This window comes from Chitinophaga sp. HK235, assembly GCF_018255755.1.
In the GTDB taxonomy this organism is placed as follows: Bacteria; Bacteroidota; Bacteroidia; order Chitinophagales; family Chitinophagaceae; genus Chitinophaga.
This window is the reverse complement of sequence record NZ_CP073766.1, coordinates 323,648-348,375: the sequence shown is the minus strand read 5'-3', so window position 1 is coordinate 348,375 and position 24,728 is coordinate 323,648. Positions and strand designations below refer to the sequence as shown.

At 49.6% G+C, this 24,728-nt stretch carries 1 protein-coding gene (cut by a window edge); it reads right to left on the bottom strand.

Translation table 11 applies throughout. The features are described 5' to 3' along the window. Positions 1–24,728, bottom strand: partial view of a non-ribosomal peptide synthase/polyketide synthase gene (locus tag KD145_RS00810; protein ID WP_212004036.1) — the 5' end (the start) only. It extends 31,120 nt beyond the left edge of the window; the window shows 24,728 of its 55,848 coding nt (coding positions 1–24,728); the start codon lies at positions 24,726–24,728; its stop codon lies beyond the left edge, outside the window.

Here is a 24,728-nt window from a genome sequence, read left to right as displayed (position 1 = left end):
TCGGTATGTCCATGGCGGTCTATGATCTGCACCAGTTCATGTTCCCAAGCAAAGCGCAGACGCAGGGCACTGTAGCGCTGCTGTGCATATTGCCAGGCCTGTTCCAGCAGGGCCGGGTTGATGGCATTGTGGTAATCCCAGGAGAGCTGTACGCGGTAGGCATCATCCACCTCACCCTGATGCAGTGCATGATAGATGAAGCCTTCCTGCAGGCTGCCCGCGAGGTAAACACCAGATACTTCCTGTTGCGATTGCAACACGGATAACCAGTCATTGGAGACGATATTGTCTGTATCGCTGGCTGTCAGCCAGGTACGGGATGCATGACCCAGCCACTCAATCATCTCTTCTAATGCCTGCTGATACTGTGTCGCCAGGGTAGTTAGCAGATCAGCTGCCAGGCTGCCAAAGATATTGAACTGAAGACGGCCGCCTATCACCAGCCCGTTGATATTGATCAGGTGATGATCGCCGTTGGAGGTATCTATCGAAAGACCACTACCTTCTCCGGTCAGCTGCCATCCACTGGCAGCAGCATTTTCCTGCCCATCGAATTGGCCGAGGTAGTTAAAGCTGATACGAGGTAAGCCTTCAGGGCGGTAGCCCGTGAGTATCCCATAGCCGATACCGTTAGCCGGTACTGCGCGCAAGGTTTCTTTAGCTGATGCCAGCTTTACGCCGTAATCATCGCCTTCACTGATGAGCCGTACAGGGTACATAGTCGTAAACCAGCCACTGGTATGCGTAATATCGATGGATGCTGAAAGCACCTCACGGCCGTGGCTTTCCAGCAATATGTAATGGCTTGTTTCTCCCGTAATGCGCGACAGGGCAACACCGAGGGCGCTTAATAAAATATCGTTGATCTGTGTGTTATAAACATGATGGCTTTCTCGCAGCAAGCGCCCGGTATATGCCGTATCCAACGACAGGGATGCATGGCTAACAGCCGATGCAGACAGGCTTTCCAGCAAGGCATTACCGGCTTTTATTCCCGGCAACAGATCTGACCAGTATTCCTGTTCTGCTACAGACAACTCGTAGCCAGCGATCAGCGTTGTCCACTGACGGTAGCTACTGCCTTTGGAGCCTAATAATTCTGTCAGTGAACGTGTATGCGTTGTGGTTACAGTGGACAGATGATTGTAAATACGTTCCATATCCGCCACCAGCATACGCCAGCTCACGGTGTCTATCAGCAGGTGATGTGCTGCCAGGAAGAGGCGTGCACGCCCGTCTGCATAACCATCCAGATAGCCGGCCTGTAATAACCGGTCTCCATAGATATCAAAATCTGACTGCCAGGAGGTAAGTACTGTATGTAGTGCCTCAGCTGTATTCAGGGTACGGATGTCTTGGCGGCGTATATCCACTCCCGTTACCTCTTTACTGTAGTACTGTGTACCATCAGGGCGGTAGCGTAAACGCAGCCCGTCATGGTAATTCAACAGCACCGTCAGTGTACGTTCCAGCAGTGTCATATCCAGTACAGGTACGCTGATCAGGAAAGCCTGGTTCCAGTGATGGTACTTCGGCAGCAGGCCATTGGAGACATTGGTAAAGAACCAGCGCTGTATCGGCAGCAACGGTACTTCTCCGGACAGGATGCCCTGTTCTGTTTCCAGTTGTACAGAAGACGTAGCACCTGCAGCAATCACGTTGGTATATAGTGAAGCAATGGTACGATAACGGAAGATATCTTTTACGGTGACATGAATGCCGGCCTGTTGACGCAGACGGCTTACCAGCTGGATACTCACGATGGAGTCTCCGCCCAGCCGGAAGAAGTCATCATCCACACTTATCTTGTCGCCGGATATGCCCAGCACCTGGCCATAGATGGTACACATGGCTGCCTCTGTATCATTCTCCGGAGCGCGGTAATGATCACTGTCGGTAAATACAGGCTCTGGTAAGGCACGACGGTCCAGCTTTCCGTTGATGGTCAGCGGTAATTGCGCCAGATGTACCAATACCGCTGGCAGCATATAATCCGGTAGAGAGCCTCCCAGGTATTCCAGGACGGTTTCCTGATTCAAAGCCTCATTTGCCACATAATAGCCCGCCAGGTATTTGTTGCCTGCCTGTTCTTTTACCAGTACCACCGCCTGTTTTATGCCCGGATAGCTGGCCAGACGGTGTTCTATCTCACCCAGCTCTATACGATACCCTCTGATCTTCACCTGGAAGTCGGCACGGCCGATGTATTCCAGATCGCCATCCGGCAACTGCCTTACCAGGTCTCCGGTTTTGTATAACCGCGAATCACTACCGGCGAATGGGTTATTGATAAAACGTGTAGCCGTCAGCGATGGCAGATTCAAATAACCACGGCATACACCGGCACCACCTACATACAGCTCTCCTACTGCTCCCGGAGGCAAAGGCTCCAGGTATTCATTCAGTACATAGGCCTGCAGATCAGGGATCACATGGCCAATCAGAGAACCCTTATCCAGTTCCAATGCACTCAGCACCTTCCAGGTCACATGGACCGTTGTTTCCGTGATACCATACATATTGATCAGCAGTGGGGCATCATCAGCATATATATCATACCATGGCTTCAGCTGTGCCAGGTTCAGTGCATCACCACCGAAAATCACACACCGCAGTTGTGTCAGGCGGCTGGTCTTTTGCTGTGCCGCAGCGATGAACTGATAAAAAGCACCCGGCGTCTGGTTCAGCACCGTCACTCCTTCCTGCTCGCACAGGTCGTAGAACAGGGAAGGATCTTTGGTTTGTTCCATTGACGGAACCACCAGCTTGCCACCGTAACACAAGGCACCCCAGATTTCCCATACGCTGAAGTCAAATACTACGGAATGGAACAAAGTCCAGACATCCGTGGCATCAAAATGATACCAGGCAGCCGTAGCATGGAACAAGCGGGTCACATTGCGGTGTTCTATCATTGCTCCTTTGGGTTGACCGGTAGTACCGCTGGTATAAATCACGTAAGCCAGCTGTTCTGGTGCGGTTACCACAGGAGACAACGCAGGCTGTTCAGACCCAAAATGCCGGTTATCGATCGCCTCAGCAGTTGCTTCTGCTGATAGCGCTGAGAGTCGCGGCACATGTTTTTCATTGGTTAAAACCACCTTCGTTCCTGTATCCGAAAGAATATAAGCGATTCTTTCTTCAGGATAAGCAGGGTCCATGGGCACATAGGCAGCTCCGGCCTTGAGTACGGCGAGGATAGCTATCAGCATGTGCTCAGAGCGATCCAGGCAGATACCGACCAGGTCATCCGGTTTCAGTTGATAACGGTGACGTATATATGCAGCCAGTTTATCAGCACGGGTATTTAATTCTCCATAAGACAGTTGTACATCTTCAAAAACAACAGCAGTACGATCAGGATGAGCAGCAGCCTGCTCTTCAAACAACCGGTGAACGGGCTTGTCTACCGGGAATGTTTGTAATGGGTTATTCCATTGAGTCAGCAACATCGTACGTTCCGCTGCCGACTGATAACGCAATGATTTTATCTGCAGGTTCTTTCCTGCAAACGCCAGTTGACTTAAAATTTCTTTATAGGTGGTTATATATCCTTCGACGGTAGCCGCATCAAAAAGGCTCACCGCATAGTTAAAGCCCCCGTAGATCTCTTCGCTACTGTCATCCAGCACGGCACTCAGATCATATTTAGCAATATTGTAATCGCCGGCATCACCATAAGGAGCAAACAGACCAGCTGCTTCAAGCGCTTCTTTTCCCAAATGCTGAATACCGAAAGTGGTCTGAAACACCGGATGGCGCGACATATCCGGTTCTACCTGTAACTCATCCACCAGCTTCTCAAACGGAAGGTCCTGGTGCAGTTGCGCTGATATCACCGAAGCTCCTACCTGACGGATGAAATCTGTTACCCGTTGTTCAGGGTCTATCTCCTCACGCAATGCAAGGGTATTCACAAAGAAACCGATCAGGTCTGCAATCTCCCCGTAATGGCGGTTGGCCACAGGGCTACCCAGTACAATATCCCGCTGGTTGCTGTAAGCACTCAGCAACAGATAGTAACCACTCAGCAGCACACTGTACAGGCTCACCTCCAGCTCCCGCGAGATAGCCCGCAAACCATCACTGGTGGCCCTATCAATTACAAAAAGAATATCAGCACCGGTATAGTCGATATATGCCGGGCGTGGCTTATCTGTTGGCAGATGTAGTGTTTCATAACCAGATAATTTATTTTTCCAGTATGACAACTGCTTATCCAGCACTGCATCTTTCAGATAATTCCGCTGCCATAAGGCAAAATCCTTGTACTGCAAAGGCAATGGAGCCGGCAGATACCTTGCTGCCAGTGCAACATCACCGGCAGCAAGGTATTCGTAATGATGATAGTAATTAACTACTTCGCGCAACAGAATTTCTGTAGACCAGCCATCAAATGCAATATGATGCAATACGATGTTCAGGTAGCGTTCTCCTGTAGCCAATGTATATAGCCTTATCATTACAGGATATTCTTCATCCAGCCTGAAGATGTGTCTGGCATTGGCTTTTATCGCCTCATTCAGTGATGCCTGATCACTTAAAGCATGTATCCCTATAACTACAGGATATATACTTTCATTGGGTACTATCTGGTAGCTGTCTCCGGCAGTATTTGTTTTAATGAGGCTCCTCAGCACTTCATGACGATGTATGACTGCACGCAGCGCCTGCAACAGGTTTTCCGTATTCATCTGCTGCTGCAACTTCAGCACCAGTGGTATATTATAGGCATTACTACCACTTTCATAGTTCTCTATAAACCATAAACGCTCCTGGGCAAAGGATAACAACTGTTCTTCCGGAGCGTTGATAACAGGTACTGTAATCTTTACACTGCCGGAGGCTCCGCTGATAGCAGCTAGTTTACGGATTGTCCTGCCCGCTAATATGGCCGTCACGCCTATGTTCGTTCCCAGTACCTCATTCAGGCGGTTAACCAGGTGAATAGCAAGAATACTGTTGCCTCCCAGCCGGAAAAAGTCATCATCCACACTTATCTTATCTTCAGGTATACCCAGCACCTGCCCATAGATGGCACACATCGTTGCCTCTATATCATTCTCCGGAGCACGGTAATGATCACTTTCGGTAAATGCTGGTTCAGGCAAAGCACGACGATCCAGCTTGCCATTGATGGTCAACGGTAACTGCTCAAGATGTACCAGGACCGCCGGCAACATGTATTCAGGCAGATAGGACCCCAGATACTCCAGGACGGACTCATGATTCAGCGCCTCATCGGACACATAATAACCGGCCAGGTATTTGTTGCCTCCGCCCTGCTCCTTCACCAGTACCACCGCTTGTTTTATGCCCGGATAACCGGCCATGCGGTATTCTATCTCACCGGGTTCGATTCGGTGTCCCCTGATCTTCACCTGGAAGTCGGCACGGCCGATGTATTCCAGCTCTCCATTGGGTAACTGTCTTACCAGGTCTCCGGTTTTGTACAGCCGCTCATCACCGCCGGCAAACGGATCTGCAATAAAACGTGTAGCCGTCAGCGATGGCTGGTTCAGATAACCTCGTGCCACACCGGCACCGCCGATATACAATTCTCCGATAGCTCCTACCGGCACAGGCCTTCCGGCTCCGTCCAATACATACACCGTAGTATTAGCCAGCGGACGGCCAATATTGGCAGTGCTGTCTCCCGGATGATAAGGGTGTATCGTAGCGCACACGGTGGCTTCGGTTGGACCGTATTCATTGAGTAAGGTACCGCTGAAAAGTACATCACTCAGGTCCGGCAACTGTTCACCACCGGTAAATATCAATGACAGGCCGGTAGGCGCAGAGAGAAACTCACGCAGCAACACCGGCGGAATAAATGTAACGGATATACGCTCTTTGGCAATATAGCTGCGCAGTGCCTCCGGGGCCGTTCTGATACTATCCGGATACAGGTATAAAGTATTCCCATTTGCCAATGCAGGGAACGCCTCATATACAAATGCATCAAATACATAGTTGGAATAGCAGCCCACCCGTTCATGGCGGTCCAGTGTATGTACCGGCACCAGTGCACTGATCAGATTGATCATGCTGCGATGCTGTACCATCACACCTTTGGCCGTACCCGTGGTACCACTGGTGTAGATCACATAAGCCAGGTCTGTTGAAGTCGCCAGCGGAGCAAGGTTTTCTGCTTTAAACCCTTTCAACTTTTCTTCCCATAAAACAGCAGTATCTATCGCTTCAATACTGGCAGCAGTCTGTAATCTTTCTACATAAATTTCGTTGGTCAGCACTACTTTGGTGCGGGTATCCGCCAGAATGTAATGGATACGCTCATCCGGATATTCCGGTGATACCGGCACATAGGCTGCTCCAGCTTTCAGTACTGCAAGGATGGCCGTCAGCATGTCTACTGAACGATCCAGTACCAGTACGATCAGATCATCCGCCTGAATGTTATAACGTCCACGCAGATACGCAGCCAGCCGGTTGGCCCTTTCATTTAGTTCGGCATAAGTAAGCAATGTTTCTTCATACACCACTGCCGGAGCCTGAGGAGTACTCCACACCTGCTCTTCAAACAGCTGATGGATGGTTTTGTCAGCAGGATAATCACGAACGGTATTGTTCCACTCATAGATCGTTTGCTGGTATTGCGCTTCGCGCAGATGTACCAGCGAGGATGCTGTGATATCCGGATTGGTTATAAGTTGATCCAGGATCAGTTCCACACCGGAGAGCAGTTGTGTAATGATAGCATCATCAAATAACTCTGCTGCATATTTGATGCTAAAGCTAATCTCAGGACCTTGCTCTGCCACCACCACGGCCAGCGGATAGTCCAGCTTCTCCATGCTGCTCCTGAACCGGATAGACAACAGTCCCTCTTCTCCGGCTGGTAACGGATAGTTCTCAAACACAAACAAGCTGCTGAACAGGCGTTCGCCACCGGGGTTCAGTCTTCCCAGGTTCACATCGCTGCGGCTGTTCACCTCTCCGATATGGGCCTGTAAACGTTTAATGGCCGCTAATACACTGCCGGTCTCATGTTCCATGATCACCGGAAGCGTGTTGATATATAAACCTACAGATTGTTCTATATCGTTAATGGGCAGGTTACGGCCGGAGACAGTCATACCCACTATGGTAGTACGCGCGTTGCCATAAAGACTCAGCTGCCGGTGCCAGCAGTACTGCAGCACGGCATTGAGGGTTACGCCATTGGCGGCGCACAGACGTTTCAATGCCTCATAGCGTGTACCGCTGATCAACAGGGACTGTTCTGCCGGCAGCAGGATATGACGATAATCCGACAAGCGGATATGGCGCTGATCTGCACATAGCAGGCTACTCAGGTCTTCCTGCTCTTCCAGCTGGGCCACTGCAGCGGTCCAGTAAGCTTCATTATCCCCACGGTGTTGCTGCAGGTAACGCTGCGCTTCTGCATAACTCTTGTCTTCCCGAACTACTACAGTTCCCCCTTTCAACAGCTGCAGATACACTTCATGTACATAATTGAGCAGCAACGGCATGCTCCAGCCATCCAGTATGGCGTGGTGGTTGCTGAAAAGGCAGCTCCAGTCATGTTCTCCTCGTTTCACCAGGTATATCCGGAACAGGTTACCGGCAGACAAGTCAAAGGATAAGGCGCGGTCCCTTGCCATCAGTTCATCCAGATAAGCCTCCTGTGAAGTTTTGTCATGATTGCTGATATCCAGATAGTGCCAGTGGGTATGTCCATGACGGTCTATGATCTGCACCAGCTCATGTTCCCAGGCAAAGCGCAGACGAAGGGTACTATAGCGCTGTTGTGCGTACTGCCAGGCCTGTTCAAGCAGGGTCGGGTTAATGATGTTATGATAGTCCCATGAAAACTGCACACGGTAGGCATCATCTACCTCTCCCTGATGCAGGGCATGGTAGATAAAACCTTCCTGCAGGCTGCCTGCCAGATAAACACCGGATACTTCCTGTTGCGATTGCAACGCCGATAACCAGGCGTTGGAGATAATATTATCTGCATCGCTGGCCGTCAGCCAGGTGCGGGATGCTTGGCCCAGCCATTCAATCATTTCTTCCAATACCTGCTGATACTGTGTTGCCAGAGTAGTTAACAGATCGGCTGCTATGCTGCCGGAGATATTGAACTGAAGACAACCACCTATCACCAGCCCGTTGATGTTGATCAGGTGGTGATCTCCGTTGGAGGCATCCATCTGCCGGCCGCTGTCTTCATTTGTCAGCTGCCATCCGCCGGCAGCGGCACTTTCCTGCCCATCGAACTGGCCGAGGTAGTTGAAGCTGATACGGGGCAAGCCTTCAGGACGATAGCCTGTCAATATCCCATAGCCGATACCGTTAGCTGGTACTGCACGTAAACTCTCTTTGACTCCTACCAGCTGTGCGCCATAATCATCGCCTTCGCTACTGATCTCTACAGGATACATGGTAGTAAACCAGCCGCTGGTGTGCGTAATATCGATGGAGGCCGAAAGTGCCTCACGGCCGTGGCTTTCCAGCAATATATAATGATTCTTTTCTCCTGTGATACGAGACAGGGCGACACCGAGGGCGCTTAATAAAATATCATTGATCTGTGTGTTATAAACATGATGACTTTCGCGTAACAACCGACTGGTATACGCTGCATCCAATAACAGGGATGCATGACTGACAATTGACGTAGACAGGCTTCCCAGCAATGCATTGCCTGCTTTTATTCCCGGCAACAGATCTGACCAGTATTCCTGTTCCGCTACAGACAACTCGTAGCCGGAGATCAGTGTTGTCCACTGACGGTAGCTGCTGCCTTTAGGGCCTAACCATCCTATCAATGAACGTATATCCGTTGTGGTTACAGTGGACAAATAATTGTAAATACGCTCCATATCTGTCACCAGCATACGCCAGCTCACGGTGTCTATCAGCAGGTGATGTATGGACAGGAAGAGGCGTGCGCGCCCGTCTGTATAACCTTCCAGGTAGCCCGCCTGCAATAGCCGGTCACCGTAGATATCAAAGTCTGCCTGCCAGGAGGTCAGTAAAGTACGCAAGGCTTCCGGTGTCCCCAGCGTACGGATATGCTGACGATGAATATCCAGGCCCGAAACTTCTTCACTGTAATATTGTGTACCATCAGGACGGTAACGTAAGCGCAGCCCGTCATGGTAATTCAACAGTACCGCCAACGTACATTCCAGCAGTGTCATATCCAGTGCGGGCACACTGATCAGGAAAGACTGATTCCAGTGATGGTACTTCGGCAGCAGACCGTTGGAGACATTGGTAAAGAACCAGCGCTGTATCGGCAGCAGCGGCACTTCTCCGGACAGGATGCCCTGTTCTGTTTCCAGTTGTACCGCAGATGCAGCACCCGCGGCAATCACGTTCGTATACAGGGAGGCAATGGTACGATAACGGAAGATATCTTTTACGGTGACATGAATACCCGCCTGTTGCCTCAGACGGCTTACCAGCTGGATACTCACAATAGAGTCTCCGCCCAGTCGGAAGAAGTCATCATCCACGCCTATCTTATCACCGGATATACCCAACACCTGCCCATAGATGGTACACATAGCTGCCTGCTTATCATTCTCCGGAGCGCGGTAATGGCCGCTGTCCGTAAATACAGGCTCCGGTAAAGCGCGACGATCCAGCTTACCATTGATGGTCAACGGTAATTGCTGCAGATGTACCAGGGCCGCCGGCAACATGTATTCAGGCAGATAGGACCCCAGATACTCCAGGATGGACTCATGATTCAGCGCCTCATCGGACACATAATAACCAGCCAGGTATTTGTTGCCAACCTGTTCTTTTACCAGCACCACAGCCTGTTTTATGCCAGGATAGCTGGCTATTCCGTGTTCTATCTCACCCAGTTCTATACGATGTCCCCTGATCTTCACCTGGAAGTCGGCACGACCGATATATTCCAACTCACCATTGGGTAATTGTCTTACCAGGTCGCCGGTTTTGTATAACCGCGCATCACCACCAGTGAATGGATCAGCAACAAAGCGTGTAGCCGTCAGCGATGGCTGGTTCAGATAACCTCGTGCCACACCGGCGCCGCCAATATACAGTTCTCCGATGGCCCCCGCCGGCACAGGTTTTCCGGCTCCATCCAATACATAGACCATAGTATTGTCCAGCGGACGACCTATATTGGCGGTACTGTCTCCAGGATGGTAAGGGTGTATTGTAGCACATACGGTGGCTTCGGTTGGACCGTATTCATTCAGCAAGGTACCATCGAAACGGATACCGTTCAGGTCCGGCAGCTGTTCGCCGCCTGTAAATATCAATGATAAGCCACTCGGTGCAGACAAGAATTCACGCAGCAACACGGGCGGAATAAATGTAACGGATATACGCTCTTTGTCGATATAGCTGCGCAGTGTATCCGGCGCCGTCCTGATACTATCCGGATACAGGTATAAAGTATTACCGTTTGTCAGCGCGGGGAACACTTCGTATACAAATGCATCAAATACATAATTGGAATAGCAGCCCACCCGCTCATGCCGGTCCAGTGTATGTGCCGGTACCAGTGCACTGATCAGATTGATCACACTGCGATGCTGTACCATCACGCCTTTGGCAGCACCCGTGGTACCACTGGTGTAGATCACATAGGCCAGGTCTGTTGAAGTCGCCAGCGGAGCAAGGTTTTCTTCTTCATACCCTATCAGTTTTTCTTCCCATAAAACAGTGGCATCTACCACTTCAATACCGGCAGAAGTCTGTAATCTTTCCACATAAATTTCGTTCGTCAGCACCACTTTGGTACGGGTATCCACCAGCATGTAGTGGATACGCTCATCCGGATAATCCGGTGATACTGGTACATAGGCTGCTCCGGTCTTCAGCACGGCAAGGATGGCTGTCAGCATATCTGCTGTACGATCGAGAACAAGTGCGATCAGGTCATCCGGCTGAATGTTATAACGTTCACGCAGATACGCCGCCAGCCGGTTGGCTTTTTCATTTAGTGCGGCATAGGTAAACCGTGTTTCTTCATACACCACTGCCAAAGCATGAGGGGTACTCCGTACCTGCTCTTCAAACAGCTGATGGATGGTTTTATCAACAGGATAATCACGCCTGGTATTGTTCCAGTCAAATATTATTTGCTGGTATTGCGCTTCGCGCAGATGTACCTGCGATGATACGGTGATATCCGGATGGGTTGTAAGTTGCTCCAATACTAGCTCCACACCGGAGAGCAGTTGTGCAATCATCGCATCATCAAATAATTCTGCTGCGTATTTGATGTTAAAGATGATTTCAGGGCCTTGTTCTGCCGCCACTACTCCCAGCGGATAATCCAGTTTCTCCATACTGCTCCTGAGCCGGATAGACAACTGGCCTTCCTCTCCGGCTGGTAACGGATAATTCTCAAATACAAACAGGCTGCTGAACAGACGTTCACCACCGGGTTGCAGCCTCCTCAGGCTTACATCACTACGGCTGTTTACCTCTCCGATATGGGCCTGTAAATGTTTAATGGCTGATAATACACTACCAGAGTCATGTTCCATGATCACCGGAAGTGTGTTGATATATAAACCTACGGATTGTTCTATATCGTTAACAGGCAGGTTACGGCCCGACACGGTCATGCCCACTACGGTGGTATGCGTGTTGCCATAGAGGCTCAGCTGCCGGTGCCAGCAGTATTGCAGCACGGCATTGAGCGTAACGCCATGAGTAGCGCATAGGCGTTTCAGCGCCTCATAGCGTGTACCGCTGATCAACAGGGACTGCTCTGCTGGTTGCAGAATATGACGATAAACCGACAAGCGGATATGACGCTGGTCTGCACGTAACAGGCTGCTCAGGTCTTCCTGTTCTTCCAGCCGGGCCACTGCAGCGGTCCAGTAAGATTCATTATCCCCGCGGTGTTGCTGCAGGTAACGTTGTGCCTCCGCATAACTCTTGTCTTCCCGCACCACTACAGGTACTCCCTGCAACAACTGCAGATACACTTCGTGTACATAGTTGAGCAGCACCGGCATGCTCCAGCCATCCAATATAGCGTGGTGATTGCTGAAAAGGCAGTTCCAATCATGCTCTCCGCATTTCACCAGATATATCCGGAACAGGTTGCCGGCTGCCAGGTCGAAGGGCAACATACGGTCCTGCACCATCAGTTCTTTCAGATAAACCTCCTGTGAGGCTTTGTGCTGATCACTGATATCCAGATAGTGCCAGTCAGTTTGCCCATGACGGTCTATGATCTGCACCAGCTCATATTCCCAGGCAAAACGCAGACGAAGGGCACTGTAGCGCTGCTGCGCATATTGCCAGGCCCGCTCCAGCAGAGCCGGATCGATAGCATTGTGATAATCCCAGGACAGCTGTACACGGTAGGCATCATCTACATCTCCCTGATGCAGCGCATGATAGATAAAGCCCTCCTGCAGGCTGCCTGCCAGGTAAACACCGGATACTTCCTGCTGCAACTGTAACGTTGACAACCAGGCGTTGGAAACGATATTGTCAGTATCGCTGGCTGTTAGCCAGGTACGGGATGCGAGGCCCAGCCATTCAATTATCTCTTCTAATACCCGCTGATATTGTGCCGCCAGGGTAGTCAGCAGATCAGCTGCCAGGCTACCAGAGATACTGAACTGAAGGCGGCCGCCTATCACCAGCCCGTTGATGTTGATCAGGTGATGATCGCCATTGGAGGTATCTATCTGCCGGCCGCTGTCTTCTCCAGTCAGCTGCCATCCACTGGCAGCGGCACTTTCCTGCCCGTCGAACTGGCCGAGGTAGTTGAAGCTGATACGGGGCAAGTCCTCAGGACGATAGTTTGTGAGTATCCCATAGCCGATACCGTTAGCCGGTATTGCCCGTAAGGTTTCTTTGACCGATACCAGTTGTGCACCATAATCATCTCCTTCACTAATGATCTGCACAGGGTACATGGTGGTAAACCAACCACTGGTATGTGTAACATCGATGGATGCTGAAAGCGCTTCCCGGCCGTGGCTTTCCAGCAATATATAATGATTGTTTTCTCCTGTGATGCGCGACAAGGCAACCCCCAGGGCGCTTAATAGAATGTCATTAATTTGCGTGTTATAAACATGATGACTTTCACGGAGTAATCGCCCGGTATATGCGGTATCCAATAACAGGGATGCATAACTAACAGTTGGCGTAGACAAGCTTTCCAACAGCGTATTGCTTGCTTTTATTCCAGGCAACTGACCGGACCAGTATTCCTGTTCTACCACAGATAACTCATAGCCGGAGATCAGTGTAGTCCATTGACGATAGCTGCTGCCTTTGGAGCCTAACCATGTTATCAATGAACGTATATCCGTTGTAGTTACTGTAGACAGATAATTGTAAATACGTTCCATATCCGCCGCCAGCATACGCCAGCTCACCGTGTCTATCAGCAGGTGATGTGCTGCCAGGAAGAGGCGTGCACGCCCGTCTGCATAACCTTCCAGGTAGCCAGCCTGCAATAACCGGTCTCCATAGATATCAAAATCTGACTGCCAGGAAGTAAGCAAAGCATGCAAGGCTTCAGGCGTCTCCAGGGTACGGATATCCAGGCGGCGGATATGCACGTTGGTTACTTCTTCGCTATAATATTGTGTAGCATCGGGACGATAGCGTAAACGCAGTCCGTCATGATAGTTCAAAAGCGCGATCAGCGTGCGTTCCAGCAGTGTTATATCCAGCACGGGCACACTGATCAGGAAAGACTGATTCCAGTGATGATACTTCGGCAGCAGTCCGTTGGAGACATTGGTAAAGAACCAGCGCTGTATCGGCAGCAGTGGCGCTTCTCCGGAGAGGATGCCCTGTTCTGTTTCCAGTTGTACCGCAGATGCAGTACCCACAGCAATCACGTTGGTATACAAAGAGGCAATGGTACGATAACGGAAAATGTCCTTCACGGTGACATGAATACCTGCCTGTTGACGCAAACGGCTTACCAGCTGGATACTCACGATGGAGTCTCCGCCCATCCGGAAGAAATCATCATCCACACTTATCTTGTCTTCGGCGATACCCAGCACCTGCCCATAGATGGCACACATGGCTGCTTCTGTATCATTTTCAGGGGCACGGTAATGATCACTGTCGGTAAAAACAGGCTCTGGTAAAGCGCGGCGATCCAGCTTGCCGTTGATGGTCAACGGTAACTGCTGCAGATGCACCAGTGCAGCAGGCAGCATGTATTCCGGCAGATAGGAGCCCAGGTATTCCAATATGTGCTCATGACTCAAAGCTTCATCGGCCACATAATAACCGGCGAGGTATTTGTTGCCACCAGCCTGCTCCTTCACCAGCACCACGGCTTGTTTTATGCCGGGATAGGTCGCCATGCGATGTTCTATCTCCCCCAGTTCTATACGATACCCCCTGATCTTCACCTGGAAGTCGGCACGGCCAATATATTCCAGCTCTCCATTGGGTAACTGTCTTACCAGGTCTCCGGTTTTGTACAACCGCGTAGCACCGTCGGTAAACGGATCTGCAATAAAACGTGTAGCCGTCAGCGATGGCAGATTCAAATAACCACGACATACGCCGGCACCGCCTACGTACAGCTCTCCTACCGCTCCCTGTGGAAGTGGCTCCAGGTATTCATTCAATACATATACCTGCAGATCAGGGATCACACGGCCTATCAGAGAGCCTTTGTCCAGTTCAGCTGCACGCAGGGCCTTCCAGGTCACATGGACCGTTGTTTCCGTGATACCATACATATTAATCAGCTGTGGGGCATCATCGGCATACAGGTTGTACCAGGGTTTCAGCTGTGCCAGGTTCAGCGCATCACCGCCGAAGATCACATATCGCAGCTGTGTCAAGCGACTAGCTTTCTGTTGTGCTGTCGCAATGAACTGATAGAAAGCACCGGGTGTCTGGTTCAGCACCGTCACTCCTTCCCGCTCACACAGGTCGTAGAACAGGGAAGGATCATGGGTTTGTTCTGTTGACGGGACCACCAGCTTGCCACCATAACACAAGGCTCCCCATATCTCCCATACGCTGAAGTCGAATACAATAGCATGAAATAAAGTCCAGACATCGGTAGCATCAAAATGATACCAGGCCGCTGTGGCATGGAACAAGCGGGATACATTGCGGTGCTCGATCATCGCTCCTTTGGGTTGACCGGTAGTACCGCTGGTATAAATCACGTAAGCCAGCTGCTCCGGAGTCGTTACCACAGGAGGCAACACCGGCTGTTCAGACACAAAATGCCTGTTATCGATCGCCTCAACAGTTACTTCCGCCGATAATTCCGAGAGTCGCGTCACATGTTTTTCGTTGGTTAAAACCACCTTCATTCCTGTGTCCGAAAGAATATAAGCGATTCTTTCTTCAGGATAACCTGGGTCCATAGGCACATAGGCAGCTCCAGCCTTTAATACCGCCAGAATAGCCGTCAGCATGTGCTCAGAGCGGTCCAGGCAGATACCGACCAGGTCATCCGGTTTCAACTGGTAACGGTGACGTATATATGCTGCCAGTTCATCAGCACGGGTATTCAGTTCTCCATAAGATAACTGCACATCTTCATAAACAACAGCAGTACGCTCAGGATGAGCAGCAGCCTGCTCTTCAAACAGCCGGTGAACGGGCTTGTCTACCGGGAATGCCTGCAATGGACTATTCCATTGGGTCAGCATCGTCGTACGTTCCGTTGCCGGCTGATAACGCAGTGATTTTATCTGCAGATCCTTTCCTGCAAACGCCAGTTGACCTAAAATTTCTTTATAGGTGGTTATATATCCTTCAATCGTAGCCGCATTAAAAAGGCTCACCGCATAGTTAAAGGCCCCCCAGATCTCTTCGTCACTGTCATCCAGTGCGGCAGTCAGGTCATATTTAGCAATCTTGTAAGCGCTACCGTCGCCATAAGGAGCAAACAGACCCGGCGTATCAAGACCTCCCCTGTCCACCTGCTGAATGCTGAAAGTAGTCTGAAACACCGGATGGCGCGACATATCCGGTTCTATATGCAACTCATCTACCAGCTTCTCAAATGGAAGATCCTGGTGCAACTGTCCTGATATCACCGAAGTTCCTACCTGACGGATGAAATCTGTTACCCGTTGTTCAGGATCTATTTCTTCCCGCAGCGCCAGTGTATTCACAAAGAAACCGATCAGGTCTGCTATCTCTCCGTAATGGCGGTTAGAAACAGGGCTGCCCACCACAATATTCCGCTGGTTGCTGTAAGCACTCAGCAATAGATAATAACCACTCAGCAATACACTGTACATGCTCACTTCCAGCTCACGGGAGATAGCCCGTAAACCCTCACTGATAGCCTTGTCTACAACAAAAGATATATTGGCGCCCTCATAGCTGATCTGCGCCGGACGTGGTTGATCTGTTGGCAGATGTAAGGTCTCATAGCCGGACAACCTATTCTTCCAGTATGACAGCTGCCTGTCCAGCACAGTACCTTTCAGGTAATTCCGTTGCCACAACGCAAAATCCTTATACTGCAAAGGCAGCGGTGCAGGCAGATGTTTTTCTGCCTGTATCATATCGCCGGTTGCAAGGTATTCGTAGTGATGATAGTAATTCAATAAGTCACGCAACAGAATTTCCGTAGACCATCCGTCAAATGCAATATGATGCAGCACGATGCTCAGATAATTATCTTCCGCGGGAAGCGTATAGAGCGTTACGCTAACCGGCAGTTCTTCATCCAGCCTGAAGACGCGATTGAAATGCGCTTCTACTTCTGCATCCAGTGTAGTTTCAGAAGACAATTCGCGTTTGTTTATTTCCAGCACGCGTGCTGTGTCATCCAGCACCTCCTGGTAACTCAATCCTGCTTCCGTCGTTCTTATTCTGCTTCTGAGTACTTCATGACGACGTACAACAGCATGCAGCGCCTGTAACAGGTTTTCCGTATTCACCTGTTGCTGCAACTTCAGCACCAGTGGTATATTGTAGGCATTACTGCCTCCTTCATAATTTTCTATAAACCATAAACGCTCCTGCGCAAAGGATAACAACTGTTCTTCCGGAGCACTGATAACAGGCACCGTAATTGTTACATGATCACCGGTATCTTCCTTCAGTACAGCCGACAGTTTGCGGATGGTACGGTAGTTAAACACCGCTGCCACGCCTGTTTTTACGCCCGGCAAGGTATTCAGCCGGTTCACCAGACGGATCGCCGAAATACTGTTACCACCCAAACGGAAAAAGTCATCTGTCACACTTATACTGCCCGCATCCAGTTTCAGTACCTCTCCAAATATGACACACAATTGTTTCTCCATCGTATTGCCGGGCGCTTCATAACTGCCCTCTCCTGTAAAGGCCGGATCTGGCAAAGCACGACGGTCCAGCTTTCCATTGACGGTCACCGGAAATTCCGACATATATATCAGCACAGTAGGCACCATATAATCGGGCAGGTATGCTTCCAGATAACTTCTTACTGCGTCCTGGTCAGGCATTTCATCGGCCACATAATAACCGGCCAGGTATTTGCCTCCGCCGGGATGTTCTTTTACCAGCACTACAGCCTGTCTGATCGCCGGATAGGCATTCAAACGGCTTTCCACCTCTCCGGGTTCTATCCTGTATCCACGGATTTTTACCTGAAAATCATTCCGGCCTATATACTCGAGATTACCATCAGGATGATATCTTACCAGGTCACCGGTTTTGTATAAGCGGCCGTTGATATTTTTTTCTTTCTCTTCCTCCGACTGGAAAGGATTGGCTATAAACCGCTGTTGGGTCAATTCAGGCAGATTAAAGTATCCACGGGCTACGGCAGCACCGCCGATATACAATTCACCAATGGCTCCCAAGGGCAAAGGTCGCAGGGCACTGTCCACCACATAACAGCTGGTATTACCAATCGGGCGGCCGATCAGGTGCGTATCTCCACCGACGATCAGTTTGCCGGTAGCAATATTGGTTTCCGTAGGGCCGTAATAGTTATACAGGCTCAGACGCGATGCCCAGTATTTGCCGGTTTCCTGATCACAGGGCTCACCGGCATAGGTAATGCCTCTCAGGTGAGGATAGGCTATACGTGGTAATGCGGCCAGCATTACCGGTGGCAGATATACGTAGTTTATTTCGTGGTCCAGGAGGTATTGGCTGACAGCCGCTACATCTGTTCTCACCTTTGTTCCCAGCACATATAAGGTGTTTCCGAACAGCAGGGCGCTTAAAATTTCGGACACCGACATATCAAACACATAAGTGGCAAACAATACAATCCTGGCCTGATGACTGAATTCATAAGCATCCCGGATGCCGTAGATGATATTCAGCTCATTACGGTGTTCTATCATCACACCTTTGGGATTGCCTGTAGTACCACTCGTATAGAGCACAAAACACATATTGGCTGATGTGCCCGAGGGCTGAAGCCCTGGGCTGGATATCGATTTTGGACTAGCATGGCAAATATCTTCTACTATCTCCACTATAACCGGCAAGCTATCCATGATACGTTGCAGGTTTTCCTCATTCATGCTGTCTGTCAGCACCACTCTGGCTCCTGCATCGGAGAGGATATACGCTACCCTGTCATCAGGATATGTCAGATCTACCGGTACATAAGCTGCTCCGGATTTTAATACACCCAGGATAGCAATGATCATATATTCCGTTCTCTCCAGGTATAGTCCTATCAGATCATCAGGCTTTACAGCATATTGTGCATGCAGATAAGCCGCCACCTGGTTGGCCTTTTCATTCAGTTCACGGTAACTCAGACGTTGGTTTTCATACACCAGTGCCGTATGGTCCGGTGTTTTACGCACCTGTTCTTCAAATAGCTGCTGAATGGTTTTGTCTAACGGGTAATCTTCTGCTGTTTTGTTCCAGTCTGTGATCAGCAGCTGCTGCTGTTCACGGGTGATGAAAGTCAATTGCGTGGTTTCAATATGCGGATCTGCCAGCAACTGGTCCAGCAGGATAAATACGCCTTCCAGCAGCTGATGCATTGTTTCACTGCTGAATAACTCGCCGGCATATTTCAGTCGCAGTAGTACTTCTCCAGGGCGTTCGACCAGGATCACTCCCAACGGATAGTCCAGCTGGTCTGTACTTTCTTTAAAATACAGGGGCAGTTCATCTCCCGAGCGGTCCAGTGGTACCGGGTAATTTTCGAATACAAACAGTGTATTGAACAATCGCCTTCCTTCCTGTTGTAACCGGGAAAGCTGGATAACAGTATGGCTATTGGCGTCATTGATATGTGCCTGTAATTTACTGATCGCAGCTACCACCGTACCAGCATCGTGTTCCATGATAACCGGCAGGGTATTGATGAACAGGCCTACAGACAGTTCTATATCATCCACCGGCAGGTTACGCCCGGCCATGGTCATACCTACTACTGTAGTGTTGCTGTTTCCATAAATACCCAGTAACCGGTGCCAGCAATATTGCAATACAGCATTGAGGGTAAATCCATATCCGGAGCAAAACCTTTTCAGTGCCTGATAACGTTCACCCGTTACTGTTGTAGTCAGTTCCTGATGTAATCTGACATGCCTGTAATCAGACAATACGATGTGCCGTTGCTCCGGCCGGAGCAGGCTGCTCAGATCTTCTCTGGTTGAAAGCTGTGCCATCCGGGCATTCCAGTAGGCATCATGCTGTTGCCGGTGCTGCTGCAGATAATGTTGTGCAGCGGTATAAGCATGGTCAGGCTCAACATGGTAAGGCTGTCCTTTTTGCAAATGCCGGTAAACATCATGTACAAAACTCAGCAGCAGCGACATACTCCAGCCATCCAGTATAGCATGGTGGTTACTGAATATAAAGGTGTACCGGTCTATCTGTTTTTTTATCAGGTATATTCTGTAAAGATTACCGGCAGATAGCTCAAACGGCACAGCCCTGTCTTCAGCCAGCAGATGCTGCAGGTAAGCATCCTGTTCATTTTCCGGCAGATGGCTGATATCTTCATATCTCCATGGAAAAATTCCCTTCTTATCAATCACCTGTATCAGTTCTTCCTCCCAATGGAAACGAAGCCGTAAAGCATTGAATTTCTCCGGCGCATATTGCCAGGCCTGTTGCAACAGTGTTTCCTGCAAAGGGCAGCGGTATTCCCATACCAGCTGTACCCCATAGGCGTCATTGGCTGCACCCTGGTTCAATGCATGTGATATAAAGCCCTCCTGCAGGCTGCCCGCCAGGTATACGTTTGTTATTTCACGGTCTGCCTGTAGCTTATCAAGATATTGTGCTGATATAATATGATCGATATCACTCACCGTCAGATAACTCCGCGGAGATGATTTCAGATAATGTACAATTGTTTCCAATGCCGCCCTGTAATTCTCCGCCAGCGCAGACAAAGCCGCAGCAGGGATATTGCCGGAGATATCAAAATGAAGACATCCATCGACGACCCTTCCCAGGAAATCGATCAGGGTATGCGGATGATTGGCCGCAGACACAAACTGCCCGCTGCTTTCTCCGGAGATATACCAACCTTGAGCACCATCAGGCCGCTGCCTGTCGAACTGACCAAGGTAGTTGAAACTGATCAGTGGCAATGCAGCAGCGGTATAACCTTGTAATGCGCCATAGCCCAGCCCTCCGGAAGGAATGCTACGCAGCATTTCCTTGACGGTTACCAGTTGTGTAGCGATATCGGCAGCCGGGGTCATTATTTCCACCGGGTACATGGTTGTAAACCATCCGGTAGTATGGGTCACATCCACCAACGGTGAAATAAATTCCCGCCCGTGGCCTTCCAGCAAAACATGATGATGATCAAGTCCCGTCAGTGATGACAGCGCAGTTCCCAATGCGCTCAATAAGATATCATTCACCTGGGTTTGATAAACATGCCCTACTTCACGTAGCAAACATTCCGTAAGTTGATGGTCCAGCGAGAATGTGGTCCGGGCGGGTGTTTCCACCCTCATAGCAGAGAGCAGGGTGTTGCCGGCAGGAATACCCGCACTGACGGCCGACCACCACGCCTGTTCATCTTCAGTCGTTTTTCCTTCTGCCGGCGTGTAGGCAGCAACAGCGTTTACCCATTGACGATAGCTGCTTCCCTTGGAGCCCAGTATTACAGTGGCCGGCACCGTGGCCAGGAAATCCCTTTCAGCCTGGTTTTGCTGCGCTTCTGATAAATAGTTGTATATCTTTTCTATATCCTCACTGATAATGCGCCAGCTAACCGTATCCACCAGCAGGTGATGCGCGGCAAAATATATTCTGGCGCTACCATCAGCAAAGCCTTCCAGGTAACCCACCTGCAACAGCGGCCCTTCAGAGATATTGAAACCAGCCTGCCATTCCGTAAGGACCTCATCGAGCGATGAAGTTGTAGCAATAGCAGATACATCCAGATATTTGATTGTGACAGCATTTACTTCTTCCCGGTAGTATTGTTCATAACCGCCAGCAGTGGACTTTTCCGCCTGATAATAAAAGCGTAGCCCGTCATGGTAATTGACCAGCTTCAGGATACTCATCCCCAACAGTTCTTTATTCAGCGGAGGCACATGAATCAGGAAAGACTGGTTCCAATGATGGAAGGCAGGGAAAGTACCGCGGGCCACCTGATCGAAGAACCAGGCCTGTACCGGCAACAGGCCGGCCTTACCGGTGAGTATTCCCTGTTCAGTGACAACAGCCGGAGCGGCAGCCACTGACTTTGATATTTTGTTTATGTATAACTGCCGTATGGTCCTGTTCCGGAAGATATCCTTCACATTCACGTTAATGCCTGCACGCTGTCTCAATCGGCTTACCAGCAGTATGCTCACGATACTGTCTCCTCCCAATCGGAAAAAATCATCATGAACACCTACTTGTGTGGTATTCAGTCCCAGCACTTCGGCATAAATCTCACATAAAACCTTCTCTGTTTCATTTTCCGCTGTCTGGGTGGCTGCGCTGTCCGGCAACTGTGGCTCAGGGAGCGCACGATAATTCAATTTTCCATTCACCGTCAGCGGCAAGGATGCCAGGTGTATCAATGCAGCCGGCACCATGTAATCAGGCAGGTGTTCAGCCAGATAGTCCAGTAGCAACTGCTGATCTATTTCATGGTCCGACACATAATAGGCTGCGAGATAATTGCCACTCCCGGAAGCTCTGTTCTTTACCAATACGGCAGCCTGTCTGATTTCAGGGAAAGCACTTAAACGGTTTTCTATTTCTCCGGGCTCAATTCTGTGTCCGCGGATTTTCACCTGGAAATCGTTGCGACCGATGTATTCCAGGTTCCCGTCTGGCAGGTATCTGACGAGGTCACCGGTTTTATAGATACGGCCATTGATATTTTTTTCTTTCTCTGAAGCAGTCTGGAAGGGATTGACAAGAAAGCGCTCCTGTGTTAGTGCTGGCTGATTCAGGTATCCCCGTGTTACACCGGCCCCACCAATGTATAACTCACCGGTGGCTCCTACCGGCACCGGTATCAGATGAGAGTCCAGCACATACAAGGTAGTATTGGCCACAGGGCGGCCAATTATTCTGTTATTATCATCCGTGCAACGATGAAACGTAGCACATACGGTTGCTTCCGTAGGTCCGTATTCATTGATAAGTACTGCCTGCAAGGGCTTTTTCAGGTCAGGCAGTTTTTCTCCCCCCGTAAATATTAACTGGAAACCTGTATCCATGGCTGCAAATGCAGGCAACAATACCGGTGGGATAAACGAAACGGTTATATGATGCTGATGCGCATACGCCACCAGTTCATCCGGTGCATTTCTGATTTCATCACTGTACAGGTACAGGCAGTTACCATTGCACAATACCGGAAAAGCTTCATACACAAAGGCATCAAATACATAATTTGAATAACAGCCTATATTCTGGTGTTTATCTAACTGATGTATTTCAATCATCTCTGTGATCAGGTTGATCACGCTGCTATGCTCTACCATTACACCTTTGGGCTGACCGGTAGTGCCGCTGGTATAAATAACATAGGCCAGGTCACCTGCCTGGCTGATATTCTCAGGAGTAACGCTACTGTACGTCTGCTCCAGCATCGTCTGAAAAGCAATGCTGTCAATACTTTCAACAGTCAGACTCACCTCATTGTTGAGTGCAGCCGCATAGGATTCGTTGGTTAACACCACTCTGGCTGCAGTATCTGAGAGGATCCATGCTATACGTCCGGAAGGGAAGCCGGGATCTATAGGCACATAGGCAGCTCCCGATTTCAGCACTGCCAGGACAGCAATTACCAGGTGTTCTGATCTGCTGAGGCAGAGGGCTACCAGCTCATCTGGTCTGATGGCGTAGGTAGCCTGCAGATAAGCAGCCAGGCGGTTAGCACGTTCATTGAGTTCGTGGTAGGTCAACCGGCTGTTGCCATACACCAGTGCCGTTACATCAGGGGTTAGCGCCACCTGTTCTTCAAACAGCTGATGAATGGTTTTCCCGGATGCATATGGTTTCGTTGTTGCGTTCCAGTTATATAAAACGTTCGAATAATCACTGCTACTGAGCAGGCAGTAATCTTTCAGCGGAAGATCTTCCACTGTAACCGTTTTATGCAGCAGCTCCAGGAACGAGCGGATAACACCTTCTGCAACAAACGGACTGACAATGTTCTTTCTATATACCAGCCTGAATTTGAAGATATCCTTATTCCTCCGGTCATACATCAGTAAAATCCAGTAAATGGATTCACTGTTTAGCGGAAAATCAATTTCATCCACGTGTAGCCCTTCCAGTGGGATGGGCGTACTGTTGATATAAGTTTCTGCAAATCCTATATTAAAATAATCCGTACCGTCTTCTTCCCTTATCTTCCGCTGATCATGGATAATTTCAGTGAAAGTATAGTGTTGATGCTGCCTTACATCCTTTCTTTGTGAAACAAGCGCTTTGATCAGCGCAGTTACGGTATCATACCTATCTGTTTCAATCTTCAGGGGCAGGTTATTAACAAAAGACCCGGTAATATCCGGAAATCCGGGAGGCCGCATATTCACAGCATAACTCATAAAAATATCAGGCTGACTACAATAGCGCGACACGACAATACCATATACCGCTGCCAGTATAGTAAATATGGACATTCTATGCCGCTCCGCATATCGCTGTAAAGCGGTGAGGGTATCCCCTGTCAGGTCGAAGAACAGGGTCTCTCCAGCCGTATCATCCGGCGCAGCATGTTTCATTACCGGAAAATCGGCTACCAATGGAAGTTCACCAATGTAATCGTACCAGAACTGCCTGGCTGCCGCACCATTTTCCGGTGTTAGTAGTTTCTTTTCCCTTTCAATACAGGCGATACGGGAACGCAAAACGACCGGTTCATCCGGTAAGTGTAATATCTGCGCATTCCAGATACGCCTTACCCTATTGACAAGACTATCAAAGCCTACACCATCTGCTATAATATGATTCAGGCAAAAAATGATGTAACTTTTTCCGTTGCGGCTGGTATTATCGAGCACATGTATCCGCAGCAAAGGACCTTTGACCAAATCGAAGGGCCGGTTGATAATATCCAGCAGCTGCCCCCGGACATCCCTTGTATCATCCGGGGTTTCCTCCACAATAAAATCTTCTGTGGGGAAATTATTATAATAACAGGTAGTTCCATCTTCACTGAATGTTGCATGAAATATGTCATCCTCCTTTATCAGTTTACTGCAGGCAGTGATGAATACCTCTTTATCAAACATCCCGTCAATCTCGTAGATTTTCGAAACATTATATATACTGCTTTCCGGCGCCAATGCCCATTCTACAAAAAAAGATCTCTGATATTGAGATATTGGCAAATGCTTCTTTTCCAT